A 12,827-nucleotide genomic window follows, 5' to 3' on the forward strand; every position below is an offset into this window, starting at 1 on the left:
AGAAGACCTCAAAAATCAGAATAAAAGAACGGATTCCCTTCTTTCATTATCAATTTCCCCAACATTAAACCAAAGAGAGATAGTAACAGAAGAAGGTTAATCAAATAATACTTCACAAGTTTGCCTTTTAATAAATCAACTGCCTTATCGAACAACTTCATATAGAACCTCTCCAAGTTTTTCATTCCCTTGCAAATTTAAGTGCCCTTTGCCGCTAATTTTATTCTCAGGTAAATTGATTGGTTTAAACTTATATTTAACTCCGTTCTCCTTCAAATATTGCAACGCCTTTTCAGGTATTGATACTTGTTCTGATGAAGCAATATTGACAACGACAAATCTCTCACCGAATATTTTATAATACTCTTGAAAGATACTCTTTAGCTTTAAATCATAAGCTTCATCGTAAGCCGATGCTTCAGGTTTGGAAGTATTTTCTTTTTTCGCGATTGTATCTTCTTGCTCTTCTTTGGTGTTGAATATTTTCGCCAACAAATCGATAAGAACAGAATTATTTCTCAGCGGTATAAGAATCCTGGTGAGTAGTGAATTGCTGTGAAGCACTTGTAAGTTCCGATCAAATGCAATTTTTGATTGCCTTTTAAGCCAGGCTGATTGACTATCCTGGATGACTAAAACAACTTTCTCAAATTTATGCGTCCTACTGTAATAGTTGACCCGGTAAAGCAGATCAAGCGGATCATGTCCGGATACACCAAGGTTTAAAACTTCAAACCCGGAAGAATCGTTCCTTAGTTTCTGCTGAAGTATTCCCGCTGCAGTGTACTCAGGCGAGAATTGATCAGCCTGAAGATATGAATTCCCTAGAAGGGCGATATATTTTTTATTTCCAAGAGTATCGACATCCTGCCCAGTAAACCCAAGATTATTCCTTTTGTAAATCTTCAAACCACCTTCAACTGAAAAAAAACTGGAATAAGGCTTAAATATATTCTGTGCTCCAGAAGAAGGGCTCTTTATTCCAATCAACTTCTTCTCCACACCATATGTCGGAAATCCGATAACATACTGTAGAAAAATCTCAACTGTTACAAATGCCAATACAAAAGATAGAAGGAATAGTGCAACTTTTTTCATCTGAACCAGAGCCATCCTGTTGTTACAAATGCAAATGTTAGGACAATTCCAACAATATCAAATACCGGTTGGAAGGGGAGTAATACCATTTTTTTTCTGAGTTTTGTCCCTGCCCATAATTGATAGACCAATAAGCCAAACCCGTGCCATAATCCCCATATAATAAATCCCGTTGTTGCTCCGTGCCATAGTCCACAAACAATCATTGTCAGGACAGGAGTGAGAAAATTGAGGTATTTGTGTTCTCTCAACGCAAAAGAGACGGGATAAAAGATATAATCCCTTAACCATGAAGAAAGGGATATATGCCAATTGTTCCAAAAAAGGCTTATGTTGCTCTTCATGTATGGGTTCGTGAAATTCTCCATGATCGTAAAACCGAATGCACGGGAAGACCCAATGGCAATGTCTGAATAGGCTGCAAAATCAAAGTAAATCTGAAAAGAGAAAAGAACAAGATTGACTACTTCTTTTGGAATAAAGGGAACTGCTTCAACAGCTATGTCTCGTGTAATCAGTATTCCGATTCCATCTGCAATCACAAACTTCTTAAACAATCCAAATACTATTCGCTTATATCCTTCTTCGAGATACTCAGAAGAGAAATTTATTTTATCAGCAAGTTGAGGGGCAAAATTTTCAAATCTCTCGATAGGACCAGCAAGATAGATCGGGAAAAATGCACTGTATAACATAAAATCTGCAAATCCGGCAGGTTCAATCTTTTCCCAGTAAATATCCACAAGGTAACTGATATGTTTAAATGTTATATAGGAAATTCCGAGAGGAAGGAATAGTTTTTCATCAAACTTCAAATTCCCAAGATCGAACATCGTCATCAGAAAATTTGAGTATTTGAAATACAGAAGTGCTGCCACAACAATTACTATGCTAAGAGACAAAACACCTGCAGTCTTTTTCTCAAAAAGTTTCTTGCCAAGAAGGAATGTTACCCCTGTAAGAGCCAAAACAAAAAGTCCTGACACCCAATCTAACAGGAATACATACCCAAGACTGACTGTCGTGAGCAGAAAATTCCTGTAATTCTGCTTCGGCAACAACCAATAAACGATGAGGGTTACAATAAGTATGAGAAAGAAATTGAGAGAGAGCATTTACCTGAAATTATTAAAATGTACTTTCAAATTTAAACATTTTTGTGAATTAGATTATGTTTGATACCCCCCTCCCCCCCAACATCCGTCACTTTCCGACATCAACCTCTATTAACCTCAACAAAAACAACAACTTTGCAAAAGAAACTACGACAAAAAAGGTGTCGGTAGATGTCGTTACGACATGAATTGGTACATTACGGTTTGGAAATTGTCAATTATTTGTCATAAAAGTGGTAGAATATGTCGTTAAAGAGAATTTTTGTAGTATTTGTTGTTTTGGCGGGTGGTTTGTTTGCTCAGACAGTTTTCACTCGTGTGGATCATCCTGTGTATGGTTTGCTCTCCCGTCTTGATGCCCGGCAGATTATCCGGTTTAATTCTGAAGTGCTGCCTCTCTCGCGTATGGAGATAGCCCATCTCCTCCTGCAGATCGAGTCCTCCCGCGATAAGCTTAACCCCCTCGAGGTTCAGGAACTTCAGTTTTTTCAGCAGGAATTTGCTTTGGAAGTTCCGAAGAATCGGAGTAACGAAGTAGCTACCTCACCCCTAACCCCTCTCCTAAAAGGAGAGGGGAATACCCAAGAGGTCGCCTCCATTATCCTCCCCTCTACTTATAGGAGAGGGGCCGGGGGTGAGGTAGGAGAGGATTTCGGGGGTGAGGTAGGAAATAATACCTTAGCGGAGCGGTTCTGGCTCTTCAAATACACCGACGAACAGTTTGCATTGCGGGTATCACCTTTGGCGGGATATGGCGTTCGCTCGGTGGCAGGGGAGACAAATACTATTCGCTGGCCCGGAGTGAAGTTTTTCGGGTATGGGGGCGACTGGTTTGGTGCATCGTTCGAGTATGTGGATTTTGGTGAAACGGGGAGGAACACCGACCGGAATAAAAAGTTCACTCCTCTTACGGGTGCTTATGTCAATCTTCAGACGGGCAGCACATTCGAGTACAGCGATGTGAAGGGTTCCGTTTCCGCAAGCTGGAAGTGGGGAAATATTTCGATTATTAAAGATTATCAGACATGGGGACACGGACAGTTTGGGCAGATTATTATGTCCACAAAGGCTCCGTCGTTCACTCAGATACGGTTTCATGCAAATCCCGTAAGCTGGTTCAGGTTCAACTATTTCCAGGGGTGGGTAAATTCCCTGATATATGATTCTTCCGCTGCATTTTGGAGCCATACGGAGAGCATAAATCCGAGTCGCATCGTTCCGTATAAGGACAAATATGTTGTTGCAAATCTGGCTACCTTCAGTATTATTGATGAACTCGACTTCTCGCTGGGGAACGCATTTGTTTACGGTCCTAATTTCCGTTTTGAAACCCTCATACCCTTCCTCTATTACAAGGTGATGGATCATAACACGGGCAGAATCAGAGGGGACGACGGGAACGGGATGATTTTCTCCGATTTCAAAGTGCGCTTCCCGAAGGATTATCTTTTCTACGGCTCCACTTATATAGATGTGATCAATTTCCGCGACCTCCTCAACGGCAGATTCGATAATCAGTGGATCGGTTTTACGATTGGTGCGAAGCGGTTTAATCTTTTTATTCCAAATCTCGATGTGTCGCTCGAATATACCCGCGTGAATCCATGGAACTACGAGAACCGGAACGACCTGGCAAGCTACAAACACCTCGGTTATCAGTTGGGCCACTGGATTGGACAGAATGCCGACCAGCTCCGTTTTCAGGTGAATTACAGCCATATCAGGGGTCTGCGACACTTCGCTTATCTCGAATGGGTAAGAAAAGGAATTGAAGCCGACATCGCCATCGCCTATAACGCCAACAAGTACGGCACCATTTCGTTTCTGCAGGGTCCACTCAGAAAGGATTTCCGCCTGGGCCTCGAAACCACTTGGGAACCATACCACGAGGTTAAGCTTAGAGGCTACTACGAACTTTCGATGATCTCGGATGAAGATCCGGTCCGCACTCCCAAATACCTAAGAGGTACGCAGCATTCCTTCGGGGTGATTGCGAGCTACGGGTTTTGAGAAGTCACAGAGTCACGGAGTCACGGAGTCACAGAGTCACGATGTCGCGGGAGAAGTCACGAAGTCACAGAGTCACAAATAATTATTGGGAGGTTGTATGATTAATCATTTTTCGGAGATGATCGTTTGGCAGAAAGCCAGATTGTTGTTTAAAGAGTTGTATGAATTGATGAGAAACAGCAAGGATTACTTTTTACGGGATCAAATTTTAAGGGCTGCGCTATCAATCTCAAATAACATTGCTGAGGGTTTCGGCAGATTTTCAAAAAAAGAGTATATTCAATTCTTAAATATCGCCCGCGGATCTGCAAATGAAGTGGAATCGATGCTTTTTGTTTTACAAGATGTTTCTTCGATTGAAAGGAATAAAATAATTGAACTTCAGGGTATATTGTTAGACATCAGGAATCTGTTAAATGCCCTCATCCAAACTCTACTCAGAAGAATAAGCGAAGAAGAAACCTCAAGGAAAAGCCATTAATAATTGTGACTTCGTGACTCTGTGACTTCGTGACTTTTAAACATATTTTAGCAACCACTCACGCCTAAGTTCATCTACTTCTTTCTTTTTGCCTTTGAGAAAGTGGTCGGCTTCTTCGAGGAGGACGAGGCGGAAGTGCAGCCCCAGTTCAAGGAATTTCTCTGATATTTTTATTGCCTGAATTGGCGGGATGGTATCATCTTTTGTGCCGTGGAGGATGAGGTATTTGCAGTCTTTGGGGAGTTCATCTGCGAAGTTTATTACAGAGCGTTTTTCATATACACTGATTCCTTCCGTTTCCACGAGTTGTTGAAGTGTCGCCTGAATGCTTGGGACATTTGCACAACATCCGGCTACATCTGTTATTCCACCTGAGATTATCGCGGCTTTCACATCGTGTCTTTTCCGGAGGGCAAGGTATGTCATCATTCCTCCGCGACTCCATCCTTCCATCGCCCAGCGGGCAGTATCGGCAAACGGGATATCTTTCGCAATTTCCATAAGATTGAGGATATCATTTACTTCACTTCCGCCAAATTCATCCTGTAATTCATCATTAAATGTTGCCCGGTAGGATGATGCGAACACGACAAATCCCCATGATGCAAGCTGTCCAAACATCCCCTTCGCCGTGAAACGGTCGATGGCACCCCGTTCTTTTGAGCCGCCGCGATTCCATATGATGCAAGGGAGTACCTCACCCCTCGACCCTACCTCACCCCCGGCCCCTCTCCTAAAAGGAGAGGGGTGACCGTCATTAGAAATTTTTGATATTTGAGAATCACCGCCGATTAATTCATGAGAGCTCCCCTCTCCTTTTAGGAGAGGGGCAAGGGGTGAGGTAGCTACTTCGTGACTCTGTGACTCTGTGACTTCCTTTGGATAGGCGATATATCCCTGCACTTCATACCCGTCGGACATATATACGATGGCTTCTACAATAGTATCATCGATGGCGGTGGAACCCCAGCCGGAGCGGAGCATCTGCAACTGCTTTTCGGGAAGGTCTATTATCTCTCTTTGGATTATATTTGGACTCATAAAAATTTGGTTTAGGCGTTGAAAAAAGAAAATAACAAGAACAAAAATGTAACAAATTCCGCGGGAAGTGCGGGCAACAAAAGTCTTTTGGTGAAGGTTGGAGTTGGTGTGCTCATAGTTGCCGTGGCGGCATTGTTGATTGTTCCGAACCTGATGAAAAGCAAACGCACCACTTCCGCAGATGAGATTGTGGAAGTACCATTTACAAAAGAGGGAAGTGTAACCCTCAGCGACTCCACGGGTAAAAAGAAGATTATAATAGATGCCGAGTTTGCCGACACCGAGTATGACCGTCAGCGCGGATTGATGTTCCGGAAATCGATGCTCGAAACCCAGGGGATGCTGTTTGTTTTCCCTGAAGAGGAGATGCAGTCATTCTGGATGAGGAATACCTATATCTCCCTCGATATGATTTTCATCGATGCTAACAAGAAGATTGTAACGATTCATAAAAATACCAAAACTTTGAGCGATCAGAGCTATGCAAGTACCAAGCCTGCGAAATATGTGCTTGAGGTTGTCGGCGGGTTCTGTGACCGTCATGGGGTAGTAGAAGGGGATATTGTTTCCTACCTCACCCCCGACCCCTCTCCTAAAAGGCGAGGGGAGTAAGCAAAAGTGGGGTTTATTGATTTTACCTCACCCCCGACCCCTCTCCTAAAAGGCGAGGGGAGTAGTGCAGCATGGAATTGGTAAATAATTAGAGATTTGATTGTTTTAGGAAAATTAGGGAATTAGTTCAAAGATAAGTTTATGAAAGTACCGCACAAAATTACTGATGAGGCAATTATCAGGGCAAGAGAACTTCGTAAAAATCTAACTGAAGCTGAGAAAGAGCTCTGGGAAATTCTGCGCGGGAAGAGATTCGGAAGCATCAAATTTTACAGGCAACGGCCGATGTACTACACTATCAATGACAAGTTCCATTTTTACATCGCAGATTTTTTGTGTGATGAATTGAAATTAATTTTGGAAATTGATGGAGGTTATCATCTTGAGACCAAAGAACAAGATGGTCTTCGGGATGAAATATTAGAGGGTTTAGGTTATCGTACTATCCGTTTAACCAACCATCAGATACTGCATGATAAAGACAACTCTTTAAAAATTATCGATGAAGCAATTATGAAATTGAAAGATAAAAAACAATGAAACTCTTGTTATTAATCAGAAACATCTTTTTTCCGACTCTCCCCTCTCCTTATAGGAGAGGGGCCGGGGGTGAGGTAGGAAAAACCTTCGCGATCTTTACGATCTTTGCGGTTATCCTTACCACCGGATGTCGCCCGCAGACGCCGACGACGGATATTCTGCACACGGTTGAGAGGAACGGAAGCACATTCCACATTTTGGGGAGTATGCATTTGGGGAAGGGATTTGTGTTATCGGATACTGTGAAGAAAATTATTGAATCGGTAGATCAGGTGATATTCGAGATTGACATGAAGGAGATGACGGATCAGGCGGCTGCTATTAAATTGATGCCATTGATGATGCTGCCCGATGGGAAAACGCTTGAAGATATTTTCCCGGTTGAGAAGATTGCGACACTTCGAACCAAATACACAAAAGCCGGAGTGGCATGGATGATAGTGGAGAAGCAGAAGCCAATGTTTGGGGCGATTACTGCAATAGGATATGCGGCTATGAAACAGGGGATTCAGGCGGACAAAGGGACGGAAAATCTGGTGTATGAATATTCACAGAAGTTTTCGAAGCCGACTTCGGGATTTGAGACGATGCAGTTTCAGATGGGGTTGTTTGACAGTGTCAGTTACGATATGCAATATGAGATTGCCGTTTCCACTCTCGATCAATTGGATTCGCTGAAGGGTGACCTTTCGGCACTTCTGGCAGCATTTCAAGCAGGTGATCCGAAAGAATTGGAAAAGTATTTGAAAACTGGATTTGGCGAGGGAGAGGATTTGTTTAACAGGGTATTTCTTGTGAGCCGGAACAGGGACTGGGCAAAGAAGATTGAAGAATTATCGAAGCAAAAGAAAAAATACTTGGTTGTTGTTGGTGCCGGGCATCTTGTGGGGGATGGGAGTTTGCTGGAATTTTTGAGGGATTTATAGATGAAACCGCAAAGGCCGCGAAGAACGCAGAGAAGAACTGAGAAAGAAACCTTATTCTATTCACCCCCGGCCCCTCTCCTAAAAGGCGAGGGGAGCGTTGAATTAATATTGTAAAATTTCCCATGGAACTGGTGACATTTGTGGGATTAATGAAATTAGTGGCTCAAACAATCTTAAGATTGCGGTAAACAGAGCAGCAGTTTCCTAAACTGTTCGTCGGTCTGTTTGAATCTTGAAGGAGTTCCTCTGTCTAATAACGATATTGAATAAACTTAGAGATATTGATGGTTTGTGAGAATCTTTATAAGTAAGTTCCCCTCGCCTTTTAGGAGAGGGGACAGGGGAGAGGTACTCTGCGGTTAACGAAATTAATAAAAAGGACTAAATGAAGAAGATATTGCTTGTTGTTGGTGCCAGACCAAATTTCATGAAGGTGGCGCCCGTATATAAAGAATTTAAGAAGCATCCTGAGAAAATTGATGTGCGGTTGTGTCATACGGGGCAGCATTATGATGTGAAGATGTCGGATGTGTTTTTTCGGCAGTTGGGGATTCCTGAGCCTGATTTTTATCTGGGTGTCGGAAGTGGTTCCCATGCGGTTCAGACGGCGAATATCATGATCGAATTTGAGAAAGTTTGTTTGGAAATGGAGCCTGATGTGGTGCTTGTTGCCGGAGATGTGAATTCTACGATTGCATGCGGACTTGTGGCCGTAAAGCTTGGCATCAAACTGGGACATATCGAGGCAGGTCTCAGGAGTTTCGACCGCACCATGCCTGAGGAGGTGAATCGCCTTCTTACGGATGCGATTTCTGATTATCTCTTTGTTACCGAAAAAAGCGGAATGGAAAATCTCAGATACGAGGGAGTTCCCGAAGAAAAGATCTTCTTTACGGGGAATTGTATGATCGATACGCTTGTAAGTTTCCTTCCGTCATTGCCCCCCTCGCCTTCGAGGAGAGGGGCAGGGGGTGAGGTAGCCGGGCAAGAAGCGGACAATATGGAATATCTCCTCCTTACTTTCCACCGACCTGCAAATGTCGATACTAAAGAATTTTTTATCAGTTTGAAAGAGTTTGTTGATCGATACGGAACGGATAACAAAATAGTATTTCCGATTCATCCCCGAACAAGAACAAACATGGAGAAGTTTGGTGTTACGATCGACAATCCAAACTTGATTCTAACCGAGCCGCTTGGATATCTTGAGTTTCTTCACATGATGCGACATGCAAAGGCGGTCATCACCGACAGTGGCGGCGTTCAGGAAGAGACAACCTATCTTGGAGTGCCGTGTATTACGGTCAGGGATAATACTGAAAGACCAATAACTGTTGAAGTTGGAACAAACATTCTTGCGGGTACCGATTTCAAGAATGTCTTCTCTGCATTGGATGATTTACTCTCGGGGAAGATAAAGCAAGGGAGAATCCCTGATCTATGGGATGGAAAAGCAGCTTCAAGAGTTGTTGAGGTGTTTTTGTAATTGTTGAAACCGCAGAGACCGCAAAGATCGCAAAGGGTCTTTTAGGAGGACGCGGATACACGCAGATTAAACGGATTTACGCGGAGCGGGTTTCATTTAATTGATCTACTCTGTGTCCTCTGTGCGCTCTGTGGTTTAAAACATCCTTTGCGTTCTTCGCGTCCTCTGCGGTTCCATCTAAAAAATCCCTTTGCGGTTAACGGAAAAATCTAAATCGGGAACCCCGGATTTGCCATTACTCTTTTTGCCTGGAGGACATGCCGTTTCTCGTGATAAGTGAGAACGAGCAGCACTTCACCGAGAGAGAATTTCATAAGGGAAGTGAACGGAGATGTGATCTTGTTGCCGTGGAGGTCGAGGGTTTTACTCTTTTCCACCAGTTCTGAGAGTTCATTGTGAGCGGCGAGGAAATCGTCAAAAACTTTTCGTGTAAGTGTCCCTTGTGTGGGGTTTGAAGCTGAAGGATTAGGCACCTTTACGGGTGATTCGGGGTGCATTGTTTTAATAAAAATTCCGCCGGTGAGCGAAGTACGGAACATCAGATGTCCGGTTGAGGGTTTTGGGTCGGCAAAAATCCGTTCGAGTTCTTTACCATAGCTTTTGTAGGAAATTGCAATGTGGTCGAGACATTCAGCAATGCTCCACTTCTTTTTCTCGGGCTTCCAGTTGATTTGAGTTTCGCTTAATCCGATAAACTGTTCATTCACGATCTTTATCGAATCGTTCAATAATTCTTTGAGGTCATTGAATAAATCATCAATTTGAGTATTCATTTTGCCGTTCCCGGTGAGTGAGAAAAAAGCTAAATTGCTGTTTGATAACAAATAAATTAATAAGTCAATGAAAAATATAAAAACTTTTGTTTTTTCCGCTATAATTCTGCTCCCTGTGATCACAATTTTACAGGATTTGAGCCCCCGGTTCAAGAAAAATTTTGATTTTAGACCATCCGAGTGGTTCCACAGCCAAAGATCGTACCCAAATGCTGATTTCCCGCTTGAGAGTTACCACAAGGCTTTACAGGCAAAAGAGAGTATGGAAGTGTCGTCTGACGCCATTTCCTCTGCTGCCTGGGAAGCGGTGGGACCCTCCAACATTGGCGGCAGAATAACCGCATTGGTTATCGATCCCGCCGACACAAATACGATTGTTTTGGGTGCTGCAGCGGGTGGAATTTTCAAGAGTACAAATGGTGGTGCGAATTGGACTCCGAAGACCGACCAGTGGAAATCACTTTCGATCGGTGCAATGGCGATGGACCCCAACAACACGAACATCATTTACTGTGGAACAGGTGAGGCGAATATCAGTACCGATTCCTATGCAGGATTCGGGATGTTGAAATCGACTGACAAGGGTGATACCTGGTTTATGTCGGGTCTTGAAAATTCGAGACATATCGGAGAAATCAAAGTTCATCCCTCCAATTCGAATCTGGTTTTTGCAGCAGTTAGTGGCGGGCTTTACTCAAAATCGCCGGACAGGGGTATATACCGCTCGACCAATGCAGGTGCAAGTTGGGAGAAAGTATTGTATGTTTCTGATTCCACTTCCGCAATTGATGTGGATGTTGACCCTGACGACGCTAATATAGTTTATGCAGCGATGTGGGAGAGATTGAGAAGTCCTTCCTACAGAAAAGCTGCGGGTGCAAGTACGGCATTTTACAGATCAAGTGACGGGGGAACAACCTGGACAAAGAACATCACAGGCTTGCCAGTTAACAACAACAGACTGGGAAGGATAAGCATCGCCGTAGCCCCATCGGATCCGAATATTGTCTATGTTTTATACAAATCATCTACTAATCCCAACGGAAACGACCACAATTTTTACGGATTCTACAAATCAACCAATCGTGGCATTTCTTTCAGCAGGATGCCTGACGGGATTCTTCCGGGTGAGTTTTCAGGTTTCGGCTGGTATTTTGGTCAGCTTGATGTGTCGCCTGCAGACCCGAACAAGGTATATCTTGGTGAAGTTGATGTTCTCTATACTTCCAACGGGGGTTCGTCCTGGGAGAACATTACTAACTCGTATTCATCTACGACCTGGGATGAGCAGCACCCTGACCATCACACACTTTGGATCAATCCATTTAATACGAACAATATTGTTGTTGGAAATGATGGTGGAGTATTCAAAACATGGCAGGGGAGAGACAGATGGTATAAGCTTAAAGACCTTCCAATTTCACAGTTTTATGCGATTGAAGTCGACTATTTAAATCCCGCCAGAGTACTCGGTGGCACTCAGGACAATGGAACAATCATGACACCGAGTGGCGGTATCGACAACTGGACAGAGATTTACGGAGGTGACGGCTTCCACTGTAAAGTTGATCCCACCAACTCGATGGTGATATATGCCTGCTATCAGAATGGAGGACTCGGCAGAAGCGATAACGGCGGCGGTTTCTTTTCGGGAATCACCAGCGGAATCGATCTCAGCAGATCCAACTGGTCATCGCCCTACATCCTTGATCCCGTGAATCCTCAAACAGTCTATTTTGGAAGTTACAAACTTCACAAATCAACAAACAAGGGGGACACCTGGACGACGATCAGTCCCGACCTGACAAAAGGTGCAAATGGTGTCCTCGGAACGCTCACAGCGGTCTCTGCAGCCCCTTATATTGGATCAAGAGTTCTTGTCACAGGTGCAAATGACGGAAAAGTTTCCGTATCCACCAATGATGGCGGCACATGGACAGACAGAACAGGTACACTGCCCAACAGATATGTTACGGATGTGGTGGTTGATAAAGTACAGCCAAACAGAATTTTTGTGACTCTGAGCGGCTACAACAGGGATTTGACAAACCCGCATGTTTTTATGTCGACAAATTTTGGAGAGACCTGGACGGATATCTCGGGAAATCTCCCCGATGTACCAGTTAATTCACTGATAATTGATCAGCAGAGGGATTCTGTTTTATTCATTGGGACCGATGTCGGTGTGTTTTTTACAAAGAATCTTGGAGTAAACTGGTATTCAGCCGGTACCGGACTGCCTAATTCTCCTGTTTTTGACATTGTATATCATGCCCCTACGCAAATGTTGTATGCCGGCACACACGGCAGATCGATCTTCGCCCTGGATGTTTCGGTTCTTACCGGAATTGAAGAAAAAGGGACATCACCTGTGAGTTTTGAGCTGAAAGGGAATTATCCCAATCCGTTTAATCCATCCACAAAAATTGAATTTTCTGTTGCATCGCGCGGGAATTACACACTCACAGTATTCAATGCCGGTGGTGAAGAAGTGGCGACTTTGTTAAATGGAGAATTTGAACCCGGGAAATATTCTGCTCAGTTTTCAGGGAACGGATACACTTCCGGAGTATATTTCTATCGGCTACAGGGGATGGGAAAGACCGCAACCGGTAAGATGGTTCTGGTAAAATAGTTTCACATAAACCACAGAGCGCACAGAGGACACAGAGAAAAGAATCAGAAACTGAAACCACAGAGGTCACGAAGAAGGATTATTGAGTGAGCCCCTCTGTGGTCTCTGTG

11 protein-coding genes are annotated in these 12,827 nt (G+C 43.6%); 7 read left to right on the forward strand and 4 right to left on the reverse strand.

Annotated features, from left to right (window positions below; translation table 11 throughout):
- Positions 1–144 precede the first annotated feature (144 nt).
- Together J0L60_13615 and J0L60_13620 are read right to left on the reverse strand one after the other, a co-directional pair.
- Positions 145–1,098, reverse strand: coding sequence for a hypothetical protein (locus J0L60_13615; protein ID MBN8547164.1), 954 nt, complete (start codon positions 1,096–1,098; stop codon positions 145–147).
- Positions 1,095–2,213 (reverse strand): MBOAT family protein, encoded by a 1,119-nt coding sequence (locus tag J0L60_13620; protein ID MBN8547165.1) that lies wholly within the window; start codon positions 2,211–2,213, stop codon positions 1,095–1,097. The genes J0L60_13615 and J0L60_13620 overlap by 4 nt, the downstream gene beginning before the upstream one ends.
- A 243-nt stretch (positions 2,214–2,456) precedes the next feature.
- Between J0L60_13620 and J0L60_13625 the strand changes: the two genes are divergently transcribed.
- A complete protein-coding gene (locus tag J0L60_13625) occupies positions 2,457–4,223 on the forward strand; it encodes a hypothetical protein (GenBank protein ID MBN8547166.1) in 1,767 nt (588 codons plus the stop codon).
- A gap of 97 nt (positions 4,224–4,320) precedes the next feature.
- Positions 4,321–4,704, forward strand: a complete 384-nt coding sequence (locus J0L60_13630; GenBank protein MBN8547167.1) for a four helix bundle protein — start codon at positions 4,321–4,323, stop codon at positions 4,702–4,704.
- Positions 4,705–4,740: 36 nt separating this feature from the next.
- Here J0L60_13630 and J0L60_13635 read toward each other — a convergent pair whose 3' ends face one another.
- Positions 4,741–5,745 (reverse strand): prolyl oligopeptidase family serine peptidase, encoded by a 1,005-nt coding sequence (locus tag J0L60_13635; protein MBN8547168.1) that lies wholly within the window; start codon positions 5,743–5,745, stop codon positions 4,741–4,743.
- 153 nt (positions 5,746–5,898) lie between these two features.
- On the opposite strand from J0L60_13635, the gene J0L60_13640 reads away from it, so the two are divergent.
- The 4 genes from J0L60_13640 (at position 5,899) to wecB (ending at position 9,309) form a co-directional block, all read left to right on the forward strand.
- Positions 5,899–6,357: a DUF192 domain-containing protein gene (locus J0L60_13640; GenBank protein ID MBN8547169.1), complete on the forward strand. Its 459-nt coding sequence runs from the start codon at positions 5,899–5,901 to the stop codon at positions 6,355–6,357.
- A 141-nt stretch (positions 6,358–6,498) separates the two neighbouring features.
- Positions 6,499–6,897, forward strand: coding sequence for a DUF559 domain-containing protein (locus J0L60_13645; GenBank protein ID MBN8547170.1), 399 nt, complete (start codon positions 6,499–6,501; stop codon positions 6,895–6,897).
- Entirely contained in the window at positions 6,894–7,823 is a 930-nt protein-coding gene (locus J0L60_13650) for a TraB/GumN family protein (GenBank protein MBN8547171.1), read from the forward strand. The genes J0L60_13645 and J0L60_13650 overlap by 4 nt, the downstream gene beginning before the upstream one ends.
- A 385-nt stretch (positions 7,824–8,208) precedes the next feature.
- Positions 8,209–9,309, forward strand: coding sequence for a UDP-N-acetylglucosamine 2-epimerase (non-hydrolyzing) (gene wecB / locus J0L60_13655; protein MBN8547172.1), 1,101 nt, complete (start codon positions 8,209–8,211; stop codon positions 9,307–9,309).
- A gap of 209 nt (positions 9,310–9,518) precedes the next feature.
- Here the strand turns inward: wecB and J0L60_13660 are convergent, their stop codons facing one another.
- Entirely contained in the window at positions 9,519–10,082 is a 564-nt protein-coding gene (locus J0L60_13660; protein MBN8547173.1) for a DinB family protein, read from the reverse strand.
- A gap of 67 nt (positions 10,083–10,149) precedes the next feature.
- On the opposite strand from J0L60_13660, the gene J0L60_13665 reads away from it, so the two are divergent.
- Entirely contained in the window at positions 10,150–12,717 is a 2,568-nt protein-coding gene (locus J0L60_13665) for a T9SS type A sorting domain-containing protein (GenBank protein ID MBN8547174.1), read from the forward strand.
- Positions 12,718–12,827: the final 110 nt, after the last annotated feature.

The organism is Ignavibacteria bacterium (assembly GCA_017302895.1).
Classification (GTDB): Bacteria; Bacteroidota; Ignavibacteria; order Ignavibacteriales; family Ignavibacteriaceae; genus UTCHB3.